This window comes from Streptacidiphilus anmyonensis, assembly GCF_000787855.1.
Taxonomy (GTDB): domain Bacteria; phylum Actinomycetota; class Actinomycetes; order Streptomycetales; family Streptomycetaceae; genus Streptacidiphilus; species Streptacidiphilus anmyonensis.
On record NZ_BBPQ01000116.1, the window covers coordinates 1 to 16,713 of the forward strand.

Genomic DNA, 16,713 nt, shown 5'->3' on the forward strand with positions numbered 1-16,713 from the left:
GAAACTCGTGAACAGAGCCAGAAGGTGGCTGCGTCGCGGTGCAGCTGCTGCAGCTGAACCTCCTGGAGTGCCCGAACGCGCTTCTACTCCTCGGCTTGACTGGTGAGCTGCTGCCAGGCCGCACGCGCCGCCAGCGCGGCAAAGACGGCGGCAGCAACGGTCGCCACGGCCGCGATCCACGTCGGCGCATCACCCATGTCGATTCGGCTGTGCGCGAGCTCCCAGGCGTAGCAGGCCACGCCAGTCACAGGGACGAGCCAGAGCACCGGATCACAGACCCGTTGGTCGAGCTGCCATGGCGTCACTCATCGAAATCACTAGGTGGATCCCAAGCGCGCCCTGCTTTCAAGCCACCGTTGTACACGCGACTGGCGACGGCGGCTGCCGTGGCCTTTTCGAGGTCCTCGGTGAGGCGCATCAGCTCGGTGAGTCGCACGATCGGGTACTCCATGTCTCTAGGACGCACCCGATCGGGCTGGTCGCGCCCGTCAGGTCACCCGACCGAACCATGGGCGGCCGCCATCCGGCGTACCGTGCCCGGTGCGAACTTCTCTGAGGAGGCTGAAGTGGAGTACATCGCCGAGCAGCACCGGGAGCTGATCGAGGCCCACCGCGCGGCGGAGGTCGAGGCGGAGCGGACAGTCTGGCCTGACCGCCCGGACGCCATCAACCGCGTCGTGGTCTTCGACACGCGGGCGCTCCAGGACTGAGAACCGCCCGACGCCCGGAGGCTCAGCGCTGGAAGACCGGGGGCGGCAGCGTCATCGGGCGCCGCGATAGCAGGTGGTCGACGACCTTCGGATCCGCGGCGAGCAGTGCTACGGCGTGGCAGGGGCGCCCCGGTCCTGTGCCGCGCAGGCTGACGGTCCTGCTTGTTGATATAGCCGACCGGGCCGACGCCGTCGGCGTCGTGGACGGCGGTCGCGTTGCGGTCGTGTGGGTTCTCGGGCTCGGGCACCAGGCGCAGCAGGCTGCCGGCGCGGAGATCGGCGCTCTTCGCGGCGGCCGCGTAGTGGGCTGTGCCGCGCAGGTTCTCCACGTAGAGGCCCGCTCGAGTCAGCCTTCGGTCGGTCGGGCCGACGAGCAGGCCCGTGGCGTCCTCACAGAGCCGAAGGCCCCCTTCGTACTCGACGAGGTGCAGCCGCGGCATAGCGCCAGGCGGCGGGACGAACTGGTCGACTGGCCCTGTGGACGGGACGTAGAACCGTTCGGTGGGTTCGGGGACCTCTGGTGTCACGGGCGGGCTCCTGTTCTGATCGTCGATCTTGTGGCGCAGATCCAGAACCCTCAGGACACCGAAGGATGGCTCAGCGTAGCGTGATCGTCGTAGTTCGCTGTCCGCCGTACCCCTTCACCTGCTGTTCGTGGACGCGACCCATCCAGGGGTACTCACGATCCGAGTACCCCTTCGTCCCGGAACGGGAGATCAGCATGGCTCAGGGCACTGTGAAGTGGTTCAACGCCGAGAAGGGCTTCGGCTTCATCGAGCAGGACGGCGGCGGCCCGGACGTGTTCGCGCACTACTCGGCGATCAGCGGCGGTGGCTACCGCGAGCTGGCCGAGGGCGAGCGCGTGAGCTTCGACGTGGAGCAGGGCCAGAAGGGTCCGCAGGCCGCGAACATCGTCCGCGGCTGATCCCAGCACAGCAGAAGGCCCCGGCTGCCCACTCGGGCGCCGGGGCTTCGCGTCTGTCTCAGTCCGCTTCAGTCGACTCGCTCGACGTCGCGCCTTCGCCGCCGATCTCGATCACCGTGTCGGCGCTCGCCAGCCCCTCGGCAGTCGTGTCCGCCTTGGTGGCCGCGCTGGTCTCCTCGGTGGTGTTCGTGTTGGCGTCGCCCTTGTTGGCACCGCCACCAGTCCAGCTGGGCATGTGCTTCCCCCACTTTCCGCTGTTCAGGTCACTCGCCGGTTGGCCTGGACCCGCGACCACCTGCCCCGCGCGGCCGGGTCAGTTGTATGTCACATCGCCCGTGTTGTAGACCCTCGGCGTCTGGATGGAGCCGTTGTACTTGTCGCCGAGGCTGCCGCCGAGGATCGTCCAGGTCAGGCATTGGCCAGGGTTGAAGCTGACGTACCCCCCGTAGTTCTGGCCGCCCCAGGGGTTCAGCAACAGGACGGTCGCTCCCTCGGCGGAGTCATCCTGCACGGCGACGTGGATGGTGTTGGCGCTCGACTGCTCGCTGCAAATCTCGAAGTAGCGACCGCCCGAGTCGTTCATCAGGTAGAGCGAGAACCAGTCCGTGGTAGCCGGGTTCGGCGCGCCAACGGAGGCGTTGGCGGTCCCGCCGAGGCCGATGGTGGCGACGCCTGCGAGCGCGAGGGCGCCAGCGCCGAGGGCGACGGAGCGCCTGGTCTTTCCGAGCTTGAGCATGGTGTTCTCCCCCAGTGTGGTGGCCGCTGTCGGGGCCGTTGGACGTTCCCCGTCTTCGTCCGCCCATCATCTTGCCGATACACGGCTAGGCGTCGGAACGGCGTTGACTGGACATTCCCTTGGCGCTTCGCTGCTTGGGCCAGCCGTGCGCGAAGCAGCAAGACCAGGCTGCCGGGAGTGGCCCCACGGAGTCCCGTTTCCCGTACAAGTCCGTACACCTGACCGGCTTGGTCGAGACGCTCGGCAGGGTGAACAACCGGGCGGCTGGCGGCTCGTTCACCGGTCATGAGCACCTGCGACTGTCCGCCGCCTGACCGTGACCTGTGTCCCGTCTGCCGTGGCTGGGGCTACCAGCCCGGTACCACGGGCGCCAGCCGGCCAGCCTGCCCGCGTTGCCACGGTCACGGCGGAACGGAACCGCACGACCTCGGCTGCCCAGTGTGGGGACCGGTCGTGCTCGTCTCAGGGCCGGTGGCCGATCCGGACCGTTGACGCCGACGCCAGCTGGTCGGGTCGATGTTCTCCCAGGCGTAGGCGATCACCTTCAGCGGTCAGCTCTCGCCCATCACGGTCTTGAGCCAGCCGAGCGAACCCCTGTCGAGGAGCTCGTCGGCCAACCGCTTCGCCGAGTCCGTCACGAGGCGGGCGCGGCTGTTGTCGATCCACCGCTGCGCATGCTCGTAGCCCTGCGCCTTGTACTCGATGCCCTGCAGCAGACACTCGAGCTTGTCCGCGTCCCGCGCACAGACCGCCTCCGGGGACTGCCGGGCCTCGTACTCGGCCACCGTGTCCTGGATCGACTTCGCCAGCGACTCGGGCATGCCGGCGGTCTGGTCGGCGGTCACCTGGACCGGGTCGGCTTCCTGGCCCATGTACTTCTTGCCCAGGTGGTTCACGTCACCGGTACGGGACTCCTGCGAGTCGTGCCAGACCGCCATCAGTGCGGCGCGGGCCGGGTCGGCGCCTTCCAGGCTGGCGATGACCGACGCGAGGAGCGAGGTGCGCCAGGAGTGCTCGGCAATGCTTTCGGGGTCGCGGACGCCGGCCATCCACCAGCCGGTGCGGCGGGCGTTCTTCAGCGTGCCGGTTTCGAACAGGAAGTCCGCCACCTTGGACAGGTCTTCGGCCATCGTGAGCCCCTCTTCCGGCGCGCTCACCCCTGAGCGAGGCGCAGCGCGTACCTGACTCCGTCGAGTTCCCGGCCGGCGCGGGCCGAGATCACGCCGCTATCCAACAGGATCTCGGCGCGCTCGCGCAGCACCGTGCGGTCGGTGGACTGCAGGAGTTGGGGGCGGGCGGCGATCAGTGCCCAAAGGGTGTGGATGTACAGCTCGCGGTAGCCGAAGCGGGGTTCGAGGCGGTCGACCAGGTGCTGCAGGAGTCGGCGGCCGGTCCAGTCGCCGGGCTGCCCGGTGGCGATGAACGCGTCGTCCAGGTGGATCGTGGAGGTCTCGCCTACCCAGTACGCCCAGTAGTTGAGGTTCGCGGCCTCGCTACGGTCGTCGTCGGCGACGGCGGTCCGGACGAAGCTGGCTACGCGGTCGTGGTCGCCTCGGCGGGCGCCGACGGACGTGACGGAGCGGGCGGTGAGCCAGCGCTGCAGCCAGTCCCCGGGTTTGGTCTCGCGTTCCTGCTCGGCGACCCAGTCGGCGGTGTCCGGGTTGCGGTCGTACCCGGCCAGATAGAGGGCTTGGCGGCGCAGGAGGAACTGCCCGGGTTGGCGGGCCTGTTCGACGGTCGCCCGGACGGAGGTGAAGAACCTGGTTCGCTCCTGACTGCCGAGGGACGGGCCCGCGGCTACGGGGCCGCGGCGCGGGCGTGCCGCTGGCACGGTGACGGCTTCCGGGGCGCGGCCGTGCAGCGGCCAGGTGAGCATGTCCGCGAGGTCGCGTTGCATGACCCAGGCACCGAGCGGACTGGCTGCCGTGGGCTGCTCGTCGAGCGCGGATGCGAGGAGGACGTCGGCTTCCATGGCGCGGTCGAGTGCGGCCAGCAGGTTCGGGGTCGCGCCCAGGTTCAGCAGGACGTGCCGGTGCATGAGCATCTGTCCGACCGGGATTGCGGTCAGGGGCCGGCGTCCGGTCTCCCATGCGGCGATCGTGTCGAGTGACACCGCGAGGTGCTGCGCTAACTGCTCCTGGGTGAGGTCGAGGTGTTCCCGGATCAGCCGGAGGACGTAGCCGCAGACGATGCCGCTTCGGGCGCGCGGGAGGGAGCCCTGACTGCCGGTCAGGGCTGTCCTGGGGTCGGCGGGCATGGTGTCGCCTCCGTGCCGTTGCGCGGGCTCCGCAACCTGTACTGGGGGTCACTTCTGGCGGAGATCGCTGGTTTCTACCGTCGTACCTACGCATTCACCAGCAACTCAGCGTAGTGGAGGGCTGACCCGTGGATACCACCGTTGTCGCCAACCCGCCTTGGGCGGGGGCGTTGACGAGGGCGCAGATCCTGGGCGAGTCGTGCGTTCCGTGCGGGAACAATGCCGTCCTCTTGATACCGGCCGGTCTGCGCCGCGTGCACCGCCGGACGGTCGCGTTCGTGAAGTGCTCCGCGTGCTGGGGGCAACGGTGACGACCAAGACCGCAGGACCGTTGCCGCGCGCCTACAAGACGCCGGAATGCCGCACGGGCGCGGACCGCTGGCCGGACCTGCACGGGATGTGCAGCGCCCCGGGCTACCGCGACCGCGTGCTCGGCTGGGTGCCGGTGAAGTGCGCCTGCGACTGCCACCAGGCGGCCGAGGAGCGGGCGTCGTGAGCGGCGAGGAGAAGGTCATCTACGACCGCGAGTGGGAGGTCTACCGGATCCGCACCGCGGCCGGGGTCCTGCTGGGCACGGAGTACGGCGGCAACCCGTGCGCCTACGAGACCCGGATCCAGGCCGACGACGAAGTCGAGCTGCGAGCCGAGCGCCACGCCTACCTCCTGAGAGAGGTGCGCCCCGCCCGCGAGAGGGGCGAGCGGCTCCTGTGAGAGGCGATGAGGAGGCGGCCGCGCGCTGCCCGGGCTGCGGCGCCGAGCTGGACCGCGAGCCCAGGTGCCGTGGCGAACAGCGTGCGACAGGCGCCCGCTGCCAAGTGTGCAAGGACATCCAGCTGCGGCTGTCGCCGGCGCCGTCCGGCTTCTACGCCAGGCGGGGGCGGTGACCGTGGGCGCCTACTTCAAGGTCTCGCACCCGTACCCCGAGGTGCCGCCGTTCACGTGGCCTGAGCCTGGTGTGCGGACATGGACTCCGCCGGAGAAGTCGTACTTCGGGCCGTGCACTGGAGCATCCTCGTGCGAGGGCCGCAGTGCCTGCCCCGTGGGTGTGATCACCACGCTCGGCGGCGGTCCGCACGGCTGTGACTGCCCGTGCCACGACGAACAGCGGGAGAAGGCAGCCAGCAGGAAGCCGGAGCCGCGGCCGGCGGTTCCGTGGTGGGACGAGATCCGGGAGAGGCCCGAGTGGAAGCGGGGCGCCTTCGGATGAGCTGCCCGCTCTGGGGATCCCGTCGCGCCGCTGCGCGCCCAGGGTGGGCCTGTCCGCATTCATCGTGGAGGAGCGTGCGGACAGCAAGGAGCCCCCGTGCACCGGCTCGTGCACGGGGGCCTCTTCGTTCAACTGTCCGACTCGTCATCCGCCGGCGTCGGCATGTCGAAGACCTCCAAGCCCTGCAGACGTGCCCTGAATTCCATGGTCGCGTCGGCCGTGGCTAGAAGGATCTTGCCGCTCGTGATCTCCTGGATACTGAGCGCCTGGTCGATGATCTCAATGTCCGGGATGGGGCGGCGGATGTGCCACTCGTCTTCGAAGTAGACCTCGAAGGCGCCCCCGTCGCGGAACGGGACGGGCTCGCCCGGAGAGACGTTTCGGGCCAGCTCCCGGAGTCGCTTCGTCACGCTGCGAGCACGCTTCTGCGCACGGCCGCGATCGCGATCCTTGGTCTGGTCGAGCTCCTCCAAGACCATCGAGAGGATGACCAGGCGCACGGAGGCTCCGCATCCCGTCTCCACCGACCAGTCGAAGTGCTCGAAGAACTTGCCCTGAATGAGCGCGGAGGTGTCCGGGACGATGACTGCGCCGACGCGTTCTGCGAAGGCCTGCATTTCCCTGAGCTTGGCCATGGCGGCCTCGATGCGCGCTGCCTGCGCCTTGAACTCCCCGAGGATCAGCGGAATGGGTCGAGGCGTCTGGCCGTTGATGTGCCGGATCTCCCAGTAGTGCCGCGAGTGCAGCCCGTCCAGCAGGGCAGTGTCCGAGAAGTTCCCCTCGAAGACGCGCTCGGCGTCCTCGACCCACCTGAGGTAGTTGTCCTGCAGGGCCGGGGCGCCGTGGCCGTTCTGGGCATTCCCGTTCTCGTAGAAGAGGCGCTGCAAGCTGTCGATGGTGGGGCCGAAGCCCGCATGCTTCAAACGCATGCAGCCACGCTTCCAGAACAGACTGACAGTGGCGGCCGCTTTGCCTGATGCTGGCGGGGCCTAAGGGTTGTCCCGTAATGGATCTTGGGGTGCGTTTGGGCGCTTTGGGGGGCTGGGTTCCCGTCTGCTCAGCCGGCCTGGATGAGGTTGTGCAGGCGGGCGACGCCGAGCATGGCGTAGTGGACGCCGTCGCCCTTGAGGCGGCAGTCGCGCAAGACCTTCCAGGTCTTCATCCGGGCGAAGACGTGCTCGACGCGGGCCCGGACCTGCTTGTGGGTGCGGTTGTGCTCGCGCTTCCAGTCGCAGAGCTCGCCGCCAGTCGGGCGGCGGTGCGGGATGACCAGGCCGGTGCCTGGGTAGCTGCCATCGGCGATCGTGGTGGTCTTCCCCACCGCCGCCTTTGCTCCGGACTCGACCCAGGCCTTGCAGTCGTTGCGGTTGCCCGGCACCGGGCGTCCGACCACGACGACGAGGCGCGTGTCGGCGTCGATCACAACTTGGTGGTTGGTCGAGTAGCGGTAGTTCTTGGACTTCTCGGCGATGCCGTGGTCGCGGGTGGGCACGAGAGTGCCGTCCACGATGAGCACAGTGCCCTCGCGGAACCGCTGGCGCTGCTTGAGTGCGAGCAGCGGCCCGGTGTGGTCGACGATGCGGTCTGCTGCGGACTTCGAGACGCCGAACAGTGGGGCAAGCTGCCGCAGTGTCAGGTTGGTGCGCCAGTAGGCGGCCACCAGAAGGACCCGGTCCTCCAACGGCAACGACCACGGGCGTCCTGGACGGGGCCGGTCGAGGCCCTGGCGGCGCAGCATCGTGATCAGCTTGCGGAAGTCGGTTGGCCTCAGTCCGGTGAACGGGGTTATCCAGGAGGGTTCCGACGCCGTGATCACGTGAGCCACAGGAAGATCATGACACTGGTGCGCTTCGTCCCTCTGACGCGTCCACTGCCGTGATGCGAAGGTCGCCGGCCCAGCTCTCGCAGCGAACAGTGCCTGAGTCGAAGTCCAGTTCAAGTGCCATGCGTCCCGTGCGCGGCTCCCATTCCTCTCTGGCGGCGAGCACGGTGTCCCCGAGATGACGGGCGAAGGGGGTTTCCTCGACAGCTGGTTCTATGTCGATTCGCCCCCAGTCGCCCATGTCGTAGCCCTCGTAGAGCTCTTCTCGGTCAACTACGAGGCACCAGTCCGTTCCAGTCGTCACGTGGGTGGACACGCCGTGATCATCGATCAGCCACAGGTCGACCGGCGTGTCGTCCCTCCGGCCCGCGTACACATGCCAGGCCGCCGCCAGGCGGACCAGGCGCCGGCCGATCAGCGACGCTGGGTCGACTCCGGGTCCGTGAGCAGGGCAAGCGGGGTTCGAGGGCTCCACACTCGGGACGGTACCGCGACCTCGGCCGGGGCTCACCTGCGTTTACGGGACAGCCCTTAGTTGTAGGGATTGGATCTTGAGAGTCGTCCAACAGTGGCCTCAACCCGGTTGACCGGCGTGATCACAGAGTTAGAGGTCATCTCATTTGGATCAGTAGTCTGCGATCGTGACGATCGTGGAGCGGCTGGTTCCTGATGGGCTGTGGGAGTTGTTTCAGCGTGTGGTGCCAGCGGCGCCGACGCGCCCGCAGGGCGGAGGACGGCCACGCTATGGGGATCGGGAGGTCCTGGCCGCGATCGTGTTCGTGGCGACGTCCGGCTGCACCTGGCGGCAGCTGCCGCCGTGCTTCGGGCCTTCCGGTCCCACCGCGCATCGGCGCTTCTCGGAGTGGAGCAAGGCCCGGGTGTGGGCGAAGCTGCACCGCCTGGTCCTCGACGAACTTGGCGCCCGAGGGAGTCTGGACTGGTCGCGGTGCGCGATCGACTCCGTGAACATGCGGGCCCTGAAAGGGGGGAGCTGACGGGTCCGAATCCTGTGGATCGAGGCAAGTTGGGCTCGAAGATCCACTTGATCACCGAGCGCACCGGTCTGCCCCTCTCGATCGGCATCTCCAGGGCGAACACTCACGACAGTCAAGGCCTGGAGCCGCTCGTACGCGGGATTCCGCCGATCCGTTCGCGCCGAGGGCCGCGCCGACGGAAGCCCTCCAAGCTCCACGCCGACAAAGGCTACGACTACGACCACCTGCGACGATGGCTTCGCGCGCGCAACATCACCCCGCGCATCGCCCGGCGGGGCATCGAATCCTCCCAACGGCTGGGGCGTCACCGTTGGACCGTGGAGCGCACCGTGTCCCGGCTCGCCGGATGCCGCAGACTCCACCGCCGCTACGAACGCAAAGCCGAGCACTTCCTGGCCTTCGCCGGTATCGCCGCGGCACTCATCTGCTTCCGACGCCTCTCGCGTCAGATGTGACGCGGCGGCCTTGCCCTACGGGACGTTCCAGGCGGAGATGACGGGTTGCCCATCCTCGGTGGCCAGGAAGCTGAGAGTGCCCGGATGCGGGTGGCCGAGCAGCCTGCTCGCGGACGCATCGAGGCCGAGCCAGCGGACGGTGAGCACGCGCGCCAGGTGGCCGTGCGCGACGACGGCGACGTCGCCCTCGCTCAGCAGCGGGCGGATGCGGTCCAGCACCGCGTCCGTGCGCGCGGCCACCTGCTCCAGTTGCTCGCCGGGGTGGTCGGCGTCACCGGGAACGACGCCGTCGCGCCACAGGTCCCAGCCTGCCCTTGACTCGCGGATCTGCTCGGCGGTCAGGCCTTCGTAGCCGCCGTAGTCCCACTCCAACAGGTCGGGATCGGGCTTGGCGTTGGCCAGGCCGGCGAGCTCGGCCGTTCGCATGGCGCGGCTCAGCGGGCTGCTGAATACGGCGACCAGACTGCGGCGGGCCAGCCTCGGAGCAAGAGCCCTGGCCGCTGCCTCGCCGGCTTCGGTAAGGGCGACATCGGTCCGTCCCGCGTGCTGGCCCGACAGGCTCCACTCGGTCTGGCCGTGCCTGATCACTATCAGCTCACCCATAGCCGTGCACGCTATCTGATCTTGTGGCACTTCGAGACGGTCTCCTCGCCTTCGCCACGGTCACCCGTCCCTCACCATCCGCTGTACACCCACCAAATGAGATGACCTCTTAGAACCAGAGTGAGGAGGCGTCGACGGTGCCGGAGAGGCGGTAGGCCGTGGCGGTGTCGACGCCGAGGGCAGCGAGCAGGTCGAGGGCGGCGGTGAGGGGCGGGGCTCCGGCCAGGCGGGCAGCGGCAAGCTGGGCGGGGAGGCGGTCGGCGGCGACCAGGGCTGTCCACTGGGGGGCGGAGAGGGCCAGGTAGCGCAGGCCGGGGAGATCCGCCAGCAACGCCAAGTCCGGCGTGGAGCAACGGGACAGGTCGAGGGAGTGCAGCGCGGGCAGGGTGCGCAGCGGGGCGAGGTCGATCGGGGTCTCGGAGCCGACGGCGAGTGAGGAGAGGTGGGGGTGGCTGGCGAGCGGCATGAGGTCGGCCTGGGAGGCGAGGTCGACGGCCAGGGCCTCGACGGGGAGTGTTGCCACGGGTGACAAGTCGCCGGTGGCGCAGCGGTTGAGGTGCAGGAGCCGCAGGTTGGGGGTGGCGGCGAGTGGGACGAGGTCAACGGGTGACGTGGCGTCATTGAGGTGGATCGCCTGGACGCCCGGCGTGAGCTGCTTGTCCAGAGCTGAGACCACCAACTCTCGCGGGCTGTCCCCTGACTGCTGCGGGGCGTGGGGATCAGGGTGACCCAGGGCCTGGCCGAGCCAGGCTGTGACGGAGGAAGCGATATAGCGCGGACCGTCGTTGTAGTCGCGGCCGACCTTGATCACCTGGCCGGGGCGGCCGTTCGCGGCAGGCGCGAGGTCCACCGCGAAGTAGTTGCCGTCGAACCAGGTGGCGAACGGAAGCCAGCCCGGATGTCCCGAGCAACGGCGCACGGTGTTCGGCGGGTCGGCATCGAAGACCACCTGGTTCCAGCCGAGCCCCCAGCCGAACCAGGTTGGAACTCCGATGTACTCGTCGCGCTTGGCCAGAGCACTTTCGAGCGACAGCCATGCGTACCCCGCCAGGGCCTCGCTACTACCGTCCCCGTCGGCCTCCAGGTAGAGCGCCCGCAGATCCGCGGGCAGTCGCCGGCCGAGGTGGCGCTCGGCGGCGGCGAGCTGAGCCTCGGTGACAGGCGCGGGTATCTCCGGTTCTGCGCCGACGCGTTCGGCGTGCTGCCGGAGTAGGGCCTTCAGCCGTTGGACCGCCTCGGCCGGATCCCCGGCCTGGCGCAGCTCGGACGGTTCAGCGCTCTCGGCCGTCCCGGGTTCTGACAGTTGAAAGCCGGGGTCGATGGTCAGTGTCCAACCGTCCTCGGGCCCGCTGCCGGGCTGCAGCGCGCCACGGAACACGACCAGTTCGAAGGCGCCCGTCGGGCGGCAGGTCAACTCCAGGACGATGGATTCCCAGCCGTGGCTCTCCTGGAACAAGGACGTCAGAGAGGCGAGGCCCTGGTGCAGGGACGGCAGTCCGAAGAACAGGCCCGGCCGGCTCGGCACCACGTAACCGCCGCCGGCCAGTCCGGTGCTCGACCGGCTCCCGGCCCCCCGCAGCACGCACTCCGTCCAACCCTCCGGGGCTTGGGCCACGACCTCCGCAGTGATCTCCCGCGCGGCAAGTTCCACCGACACGTCCATACCCGCCTCTCGTCTACGCTGTTCGGACGATCATGTCAGCAGGCTGCGACACAGCTACCGGCAGTCTGCGCCACGCCATCCGCCCGTGGCGCGACGCGAGCCACCGCGCCACGCCACACACCGACGCGCCACGCCAAGAACGACAAGGCGCGCCACGCTCCGGGCAGGGGAGTGGCGCGCCACCTTGTCGACTCATCAGCCAATCGGCACGGCGCCGCGGCCGGCAGCGGGCTCGGGCGGGAAGCGGCGCGCGGCAGGCCGCGCTCGGAATGTGACGTGGCATCGGGAGGCTCGGGTCACGTCATCGGGGCGAAGGGCATGGCGGAGTCCGGGCAGGACTTTGGCCCAGGTCGGGCATCGGGAACCGGCGGTCCGTTACGAGGCCGGCGTCGTCGTTGCCGCCATCAACGAGGGGTGGCGACGTACTGGTTCGACGACAACTTGAACACCCGTACTCGACGACCGCCGGTGGGATTGACGGTCTCACGGACCGGGCGCATCCCCAGCTTGGTCATGATCCGTTCGGAGGCGTCGTTGCCCACCTGGGCGATGCTGACGATCCGCTCCAGCCCTCGCTCCTCGAACCCGAACCGTACCGCGGCCGCGGCAGCCTCGGTGGCCAGGCCCTGCCCCCAGTGGGAACGCCCCAACCGCCAGCCGACCTCAACCGCGGGGAGTACTTCGGGCAAGAACTCGGGCACCGAAAGGCCGGTGAACCCGGCCAGCTCGCCAGTCGACCGGATCTCCACCGCGAAGAGGCCGAAGCCCCGTGACTCCCACTCGCTCTTCCATGCCTGGACCCGGCCGCGCGTCTGCTGTTCGTCGAGGACGCTGCCGTCACGGATCCACCGCATGACCTCGGGATCGGCGTTCACGGCAGCCATCGGCGCAACGTCTTCCTCGCGCCAGCGACGCAGGATCAAACGGGGAGTCTCCAGCGTGACCATCCGATCATTCTGGATCACGACGAGGCTCTCCGTCCTCTTCGCCAGGCGCTTTCGATCCAGCTATTCGTCGAGGCAGCCGTACTGGGCACTGGCGTCTGCGATCTCGACGCTCCCGCCGTGGACCAGCCATTGCGCGGTGCCTTCGGTCTCATGGCTCACGATGAACAGGCCCCGGACCAGGTCGTTGTCCGCATCGGTAGCCGGCACCCGCGCGATCGAGCGGAGTTGGTCGAGAACCGACTCCAGGTGCTGCTCGCGCATGTCGGCGCCGAAGAACACCACGTTGGTCCAGGCGCACTGGCGCTCAGGAAACGTCCAGCCTCCTGAGTACACGCGATCGACGTCACCAGCTGCGATGATCTCTCCGATCTTCGTGAGCTGCTCGCGGTCGCACTCCAGCCACCCCCTGACGGCGACGTACACGCCCACGACGGTGACCCCTCCCAGCCCACATCGGGTCCCGCAGGGTGCGGTTGCGATGTCCTGCGGCATCCTGAAGAACTCAACCCGACCTCGGCAAAGGTGATTCCCGAAGCCTGCCCGATGATCCGAGAGTTGGCCGCCTGGCTGACTTCGGATCATGGGTCCCGGCGGCACTCCTGCTCTGTCGCGGCGGATCAGTGGCCTGGATCAGTGACCTGACAGTCCCACGCGCGCGGCGTACTCGGCCAGGCCCAGGCCGGTCGCCCCGGCCCAGCCCACGTAGCCGTCCGGGCGTACGAGGAAGACGCCGTCCCCGTAGGCCTCGTAGGACGGGATGCAGATCCTGCGGACGTCGGCTCCGACGGGCGCCTCGGCGGAGGTCAGCCCTCGGGGTCCGACGGTGAGCAGCGTCCAGTGCGGCCCGGCGAAGGCGCCGAAGAGACGGACGCCGCCGCGGCGCCCGTCGGGTGCCCGGTCGCCGGCCCGCAGGGCCTGGGGGTCCAGGCCGGTACGGGTCTCGGCCGCCAGCGACGACTCCCGGTAGCCCAGGTCCAGTTGCTGGGTGGCCCGGCCTCGGCGGGCCTCGCCGCGGTGCACTCGGGTGGACAGTTCCAGCATCCGTGCCGCGTTGGGCCGCCGCTCCTCCTCGTAGGTGTCGAGCAGGGAGTCCGTGGCCGCGCCGGCCAGGACCGAGCCCAGCTTCCAGCCCAGGTTGTACGCGTCCTGGATGCTGGTGTTCAGGCCCTGGGCCCCGGCCGGTGAGTGCACGTGCGCCGCGTCGCCCGCCAGCAGGACCCGTCCGATGCGGAAGCGGTCGGCCAGCGCCGCGCGGGGGCGGAACTCCGAGGCCCAGCCCACGGCTGTGACGTCCTGGGAGCTCAGGTGCGAGCGCCGGGTGACGAGGCGTCGGATCCCGTCCAGGGTGAGGTCGAGCGGTGACCCCTCGGCGAACTGGGCGACGAGTTGGAACTGCTCGCCGCCGGGCAGTGGGCACAGCGCCAGCAGCCCCGCGCCGGGAACGGCGTCGGCCGAGGACGCGTCGGCCGACGGGAAGACGTGCCAGTGGTCGCGGTCCAGGCCGGTGACCGTGACATCGGCGACCATCATGAGGTCGGGGTCCACGGTCTCGCCCGACATCCGGACGCCCGCCAGCCGGCGCACCGTCGAGCGTCCGCCGTCGCAGGCGACCAGGTAACGGGCGCGCAGCGCAGTCCCGTCCGCGAACCGGGCCGTGACGGTGTCCGCGTCCTGTCGCAGGGCCACCAGCTCGCGCCCGAACTCGACGGTGCCGCCCAGCTCGCACACCCGACGGTGAAGTGCCTGCTGGGTGCGCCACTGCGGCAGCATCAAAGTGGCGGGGTACGGCTCGGGCTCGGACGGCTGCGCGGTCTCGTCGTACATGCGGCTCGCGCGCCGGGGTTCGCCGTCCTTCCAGAACAGGTTCGCCGGGTAGGGGCCGGCCACGGCGCGGATCTCCGCCAGGACGCCGAGGTCCTCCAGGACCTCCAGGGTGCGCGGCTGGAGCCCTTTCCCGCGTGAGCCGGGGAACAGCGCGTCGGCCTGCTCCACCAGGCGTGCGGCGGCGCCGCGCCGGGCGAGGTCGGCGGCGAGTGTGAGGCCCGTGGGGCCTGCGCCGACGATGAGCACGTCGGTGTCGAGGTCCGCGCCGGGGCGGGGAGCCGGGGGAGGGGTGGCCACGAACAGCCTCCTTAACGTTGTTAAGTTGATGCGCTTCCGAGCCTGCCCTTAACGGCGTTAAACTGTCAACCGTGACTCCGCAGCGAACCGCGAAACTCGACCGGCGCCTGGTCGCCGACACCGCGCTCAGGCTCCTCGGCGAGCTCGGCCTCGAGGGCGTCACCCTGCGCGCGATCGCCGCCGAACTGAACGTCAAAGCGCCCGCGCTGTACTGGCACTTCAAAGACAAGCAGGCGCTGCTCGACGAGATGGCGACTGAGATCATGCGCCGCATGACGGCGGACCTGTCGCACCTGATCGAGCCCTCGGCGCCGGCGCAGGCGCAGGCGAACGCGACAGCACAAGGGGTGCCGGCCGAGGCGGGAGAGTGGGCAGGCGAGCAGGACTGGCGGCCCACCTATCTGGGCACCATGCGCACGTTGCGCGCCCACCTGCTGCGCTACCGCGACGGCGCGCGCGTCTATAGCGGCGCCCGCTTCACCGACCGCTCCTACGCGCCGAACCTGGACGCGAGCCTGCGCCTGTTGGTGCGGGCGGGCTTCAGCGTGGCGGCGGCCAGCCGTGCCTGGTACACCGGCTACACCTACACGATCGGCTACGTCGTGGAGGAGCAGGCGATGGGACCCAACCCGTTCGACGGCACGGACGGCTACGACCTCGACGCCCGCGCGGAGCGCCTGGCGGACTACCCACTCGCGGCGGCCGCCGGCAGTGAGATGTTCCGGGACTACGAGCAGGGCTTCGAGCAGGGCCTGGCGCTGGTCCTGGCCGGCGTCGAAGCCACTCTGTCGCCGCACTGACCCGCGCGCGCCCGTTCAATGACGTCAGGCGCCCGCCAGGACACGATCCAGCGCCGACCGGCCCGCGGGCCCCAGCTCGCCACGGCCTCGGGGGCTGTGGGACCTGTCGCGCGGCGTCGGGGCGGCGACGCTGGAGATCTCGGCGCCTGGACGTGCCGCCACGGACCGCCGTGCGGCGACCCTTTTCACGGCGCTCAGGCCATAGCTCATCCGAAGCTCAACCGAAGTCCTGCCGAGGGATCAAGGTTCTCTCAGGACGCGGGGAACGCACACCAGACCGTGACGCCGGGTTCGCGGTCGGCCACACCCCAACGGGCGGCGAGGGCGGCGACGATCGCCAGGCCGCACCCGCAGGCGGGCAGCGGATCACTGCGCTGCACGTCGAACGACGCGCTGGGCAACCTGCCACTTCCGGCGTCGCTGCATTCGAGCTCGACGGTGGGAGCACCGCTTCTGCGTCTGACATGCCGGAGCGTCAGGGCAACAGGGGCTCGGCCGTGCCGGATCGCCCCGCCAATATCTCCGATTTTAGGATCGTGGATTGAAGGGCCTGTTAATGAGCCCTTCAGGGTGCGATGCCTTGGGCGCGGGCGGCCAGGTCGGCCAGGTCGGCTCGGTCGGTCGCGCCCAGGGTGCGGGCCACCCGGCCGACCAGTACGGTCACGTCCTGCGGGGTCAGCAGCAGGGCCTGGGCGATCTGCCGGTCGCTGTGGCCCGCACCGATCAGCTCCAGCATGCGGTGCTCGGTCATCGACAGGCTGGGGGCGGGCGGTGGCACCGGGCCGGGGCGTACGCCCAGCTCGGTCAAAGCGCGCCGGGCCCGGCCGGCCAGCAGGACGCTGTCGCAGGCCTGCGCGAGGTCCAGCGCCCTGGCGAGGCTGTGCCGGGCCTGATGGGCCTCGCCGGTGCGCGCCAGGGCGGCCCCCAGCTCGTACCGGGCCCGGGCCAGCTCGAGTCGGGCCGGGGACTGCCCCAGCACGGCGACGGCTTCGCCCAGGAGGCTGGCTCCTTCGGCCCCGCCCGTCACGACGCCCAGACAGCGCGAGGCCACGCCGATCGACCGCTCGGTGCCCCAGCGGTGCGCCAGCTCCAACTCCTCTGCGGCGAGCCGAAGTGCGTCCTCCCGATGCCCCAGCGCATGGTGCGCGAGGGCTGCCTGCGACCGCCAGGGCGCCAGGGCGAGATTGGTGACCCCGGCCCACCGCTCCTGCGCGCCGTACTCCAGCAGGACCGCGAGCGCGGCGGCCGGACGGCCCCGCTCGGCGTGCAAGCGGCTGCGGACCAGGAGCATCGGGCCCTGCCACGCCCAGCCGACCCGGTCGTGGCCGGCGTCCGGGGCCAGCGCCCGCGCCGCTGCGGCCAGGTCGCCGCGCTCGATCAGCGACTCGCCCACCTGGGTCGTCATCGCCGTCCGGACCCGCAGCTCCAGGTCCTGGTCGGCCATCGCCGGGTGCCCGAAGTCCGGCGTGAGC

The 16,713-nt window shown here is 69.9% G+C and carries 23 protein-coding genes; 7 read left to right on the forward strand and 16 right to left on the reverse strand.

The annotated features are described in order from the left end of the window. Positions 1-83: 83 nt before the first annotated feature. Complete coding sequence (locus tag TR50_RS40815; protein ID WP_042435199.1) at positions 84-305, reverse strand: hypothetical protein; 222 nt, start codon at positions 303-305, stop codon at positions 84-86. Then, entirely contained in the window at positions 302-436 is a 135-nt protein-coding gene (locus TR50_RS49960) for a hypothetical protein (protein WP_269084848.1), read from the reverse strand. The genes TR50_RS40815 and TR50_RS49960 overlap by 4 nt, the downstream gene beginning before the upstream one ends. A 130-nt stretch (positions 437-566) precedes the next feature. Here TR50_RS49960 and TR50_RS47435 point away from each other — a divergent pair, with 130 nt between their 5' ends. From TR50_RS47435 to TR50_RS40825, 3 genes are all read left to right on the forward strand, one after another. Continuing rightward, positions 567-710 carry a hypothetical protein gene (locus TR50_RS47435; RefSeq protein WP_160311280.1) on the forward strand — a complete coding sequence of 48 codons (144 nt, stop codon included), beginning with the start codon at positions 567-569 and terminating at the stop codon, positions 708-710. A gap of 137 nt (positions 711-847) precedes the next feature. Next, positions 848-1,321, forward strand: coding sequence for a hypothetical protein (locus TR50_RS40820; protein ID WP_042435203.1), 474 nt, complete (start codon positions 848-850; stop codon positions 1,319-1,321). 110 nt (positions 1,322-1,431) lie between these two features. Further along, a complete protein-coding gene (locus TR50_RS40825; protein ID WP_042435206.1) occupies positions 1,432-1,635 on the forward strand; it encodes a cold-shock protein in 204 nt (67 codons plus the stop codon). A gap of 58 nt (positions 1,636-1,693) precedes the next feature. On the opposite strand, the gene TR50_RS47440 is transcribed toward TR50_RS40825, so the two are convergent. The 4 genes from TR50_RS47440 to TR50_RS40845 all read right to left on the reverse strand — a co-directional run bounded on the left by TR50_RS47440 (position 1,694) and on the right by TR50_RS40845 (position 4,628). Then, the gene (locus tag TR50_RS47440; RefSeq protein ID WP_160311281.1) at positions 1,694-1,870 is read right to left on the reverse strand and encodes a hypothetical protein; all 177 of its coding nucleotides are present in this window, start codon (positions 1,868-1,870) and stop codon (positions 1,694-1,696) included. A gap of 78 nt (positions 1,871-1,948) precedes the next feature. Then, positions 1,949-2,371, reverse strand: a complete 423-nt coding sequence (locus TR50_RS40830) for a hypothetical protein (protein ID WP_042435209.1) — start codon at positions 2,369-2,371, stop codon at positions 1,949-1,951. A gap of 551 nt (positions 2,372-2,922) precedes the next feature. Further along, on the reverse strand, positions 2,923-3,501 hold the full coding sequence (locus TR50_RS40840) for an HD domain-containing protein (protein ID WP_042435215.1): 579 nt from the start codon (positions 3,499-3,501) through the stop codon (positions 2,923-2,925). Between the two features lie 23 nt (positions 3,502-3,524). After that, positions 3,525-4,628: a helix-turn-helix transcriptional regulator gene (locus TR50_RS40845; RefSeq protein WP_042435218.1), complete on the reverse strand. Its 1,104-nt coding sequence runs from the start codon at positions 4,626-4,628 to the stop codon at positions 3,525-3,527. A gap of 307 nt (positions 4,629-4,935) precedes the next feature. On the opposite strand from TR50_RS40845, the gene TR50_RS46355 reads away from it, so the two are divergent. Next, on the forward strand, positions 4,936-5,124 hold the full coding sequence (locus TR50_RS46355) for a hypothetical protein (RefSeq protein WP_152648919.1): 189 nt from the start codon (positions 4,936-4,938) through the stop codon (positions 5,122-5,124). Further along, the gene (locus tag TR50_RS40850; protein WP_042435221.1) at positions 5,121-5,339 is read left to right on the forward strand and encodes a hypothetical protein; all 219 of its coding nucleotides are present in this window, start codon (positions 5,121-5,123) and stop codon (positions 5,337-5,339) included. Before TR50_RS46355 ends, TR50_RS40850 begins: the two co-directional genes overlap by 4 nt. A 624-nt stretch (positions 5,340-5,963) precedes the next feature. Here TR50_RS40850 and TR50_RS40855 read toward each other — a convergent pair. From TR50_RS40855 to TR50_RS40865, 3 genes are all read right to left on the reverse strand, one after another. Further along, positions 5,964-6,764, reverse strand: a complete 801-nt coding sequence (locus TR50_RS40855) for a PIN domain-containing protein (protein WP_042435223.1) — start codon at positions 6,762-6,764, stop codon at positions 5,964-5,966. A 128-nt stretch (positions 6,765-6,892) separates the two neighbouring features. Further along, positions 6,893-7,660 carry an IS5/IS1182 family transposase gene (locus TR50_RS40860; RefSeq protein WP_042435226.1) on the reverse strand — a complete coding sequence of 256 codons (768 nt, stop codon included), beginning with the start codon at positions 7,658-7,660 and terminating at the stop codon, positions 6,893-6,895. A 7-nt stretch (positions 7,661-7,667) separates the two neighbouring features. After that, a complete protein-coding gene (locus TR50_RS40865; protein ID WP_236654806.1) occupies positions 7,668-7,973 on the reverse strand; it encodes a hypothetical protein in 306 nt (101 codons plus the stop codon). 331 nt (positions 7,974-8,304) lie between these two features. On the opposite strand from TR50_RS40865, the gene TR50_RS46360 reads away from it, so the two are divergent. Further along, positions 8,305-9,107, forward strand: a protein-coding gene (locus tag TR50_RS46360; protein ID WP_152648921.1) for an IS5 family transposase whose coding sequence is annotated in 2 segments (ribosomal slippage) — positions 8,305-8,650 and positions 8,650-9,107 — 804 coding nt in all. Because the reading frame shifts where the segments join, the coding sequence is not laid out codon by codon here. A gap of 15 nt (positions 9,108-9,122) precedes the next feature. Here TR50_RS46360 and TR50_RS40880 read toward each other — a convergent pair. The 5 genes from TR50_RS40880 to TR50_RS40900 all read right to left on the reverse strand — a co-directional run bounded on the left by TR50_RS40880 (position 9,123) and on the right by TR50_RS40900 (position 14,441). Next, the gene (locus tag TR50_RS40880) at positions 9,123-9,710 is read right to left on the reverse strand and encodes a histidine phosphatase family protein (RefSeq protein ID WP_042435236.1); all 588 of its coding nucleotides are present in this window, start codon (positions 9,708-9,710) and stop codon (positions 9,123-9,125) included. Positions 9,711-9,819: 109 nt separating this feature from the next. Further along, positions 9,820-11,361, reverse strand: coding sequence for an SMI1/KNR4 family protein (locus tag TR50_RS40885; RefSeq protein ID WP_236654807.1), 1,542 nt, complete (start codon positions 11,359-11,361; stop codon positions 9,820-9,822). A gap of 416 nt (positions 11,362-11,777) precedes the next feature. Continuing rightward, positions 11,778-12,320 carry a GNAT family N-acetyltransferase gene (locus TR50_RS40890; protein WP_084701865.1) on the reverse strand — a complete coding sequence of 181 codons (543 nt, stop codon included), beginning with the start codon at positions 12,318-12,320 and terminating at the stop codon, positions 11,778-11,780. A gap of 60 nt (positions 12,321-12,380) precedes the next feature. Next, positions 12,381-12,743: a hypothetical protein gene (locus tag TR50_RS40895; RefSeq protein ID WP_236654808.1), complete on the reverse strand. Its 363-nt coding sequence runs from the start codon at positions 12,741-12,743 to the stop codon at positions 12,381-12,383. A gap of 207 nt (positions 12,744-12,950) precedes the next feature. Beyond that, on the reverse strand, positions 12,951-14,441 hold the full coding sequence (locus TR50_RS40900; protein WP_152648920.1) for an FAD-dependent monooxygenase: 1,491 nt from the start codon (positions 14,439-14,441) through the stop codon (positions 12,951-12,953). A 71-nt stretch (positions 14,442-14,512) separates the two neighbouring features. On the opposite strand from TR50_RS40900, the gene TR50_RS40905 reads away from it, so the two are divergent. Next, a complete protein-coding gene (locus tag TR50_RS40905) occupies positions 14,513-15,241 on the forward strand; it encodes a TetR/AcrR family transcriptional regulator C-terminal domain-containing protein (protein WP_042435254.1) in 729 nt (242 codons plus the stop codon). 251 nt (positions 15,242-15,492) lie between these two features. Here TR50_RS40905 and TR50_RS47445 read toward each other — a convergent pair whose 3' ends face one another. Both TR50_RS47445 and TR50_RS40915 read right to left on the reverse strand, forming a co-directional pair. Then, entirely contained in the window at positions 15,493-15,642 is a 150-nt protein-coding gene (locus TR50_RS47445) for an ATP-binding protein (RefSeq protein ID WP_160311282.1), read from the reverse strand. A 164-nt stretch (positions 15,643-15,806) separates the two neighbouring features. Beyond that, the coding region (locus tag TR50_RS40915; protein WP_236654809.1) for a LuxR C-terminal-related transcriptional regulator at positions 15,807-16,713 on the reverse strand (907 nt) is incomplete at its 5' end.

Excerpts from the sequence above, each read along its gene's own strand:
- TR50_RS40855 (WP_042435223.1), bottom strand. The coding sequence starts at position 6,764 with ATGCGTTTGAAGCATGCGGGCTTCGGCCCCACCATCGACAGCTTGCAG.
- TR50_RS40880 (WP_042435236.1), bottom strand. The coding sequence starts at position 9,710 with ATGGGTGAGCTGATAGTGATCAGGCACGGCCAGACCGAGTGGAGCCTG.
- TR50_RS40840 (WP_042435215.1), bottom strand. The coding sequence starts at position 3,501 with ATGGCCGAAGACCTGTCCAAGGTGGCGGACTTCCTGTTCGAAACCGGC.
- TR50_RS40845 (WP_042435218.1), bottom strand. The coding sequence starts at position 4,628 with ATGCCCGCCGACCCCAGGACAGCCCTGACCGGCAGTCAGGGCTCCCTC.
- TR50_RS40830 (WP_042435209.1), bottom strand. The coding sequence starts at position 2,371 with ATGCTCAAGCTCGGAAAGACCAGGCGCTCCGTCGCCCTCGGCGCTGGC.
- TR50_RS40825 (WP_042435206.1), top strand. The coding sequence starts at position 1,432 with ATGGCTCAGGGCACTGTGAAGTGGTTCAACGCCGAGAAGGGCTTCGGC.
- TR50_RS47440 (WP_160311281.1), bottom strand. The coding sequence starts at position 1,870 with ATGCCCAGCTGGACTGGTGGCGGTGCCAACAAGGGCGACGCCAACACG.
- TR50_RS40890 (WP_084701865.1), bottom strand. The coding sequence starts at position 12,320 with ATGGTCACGCTGGAGACTCCCCGTTTGATCCTGCGTCGCTGGCGCGAG.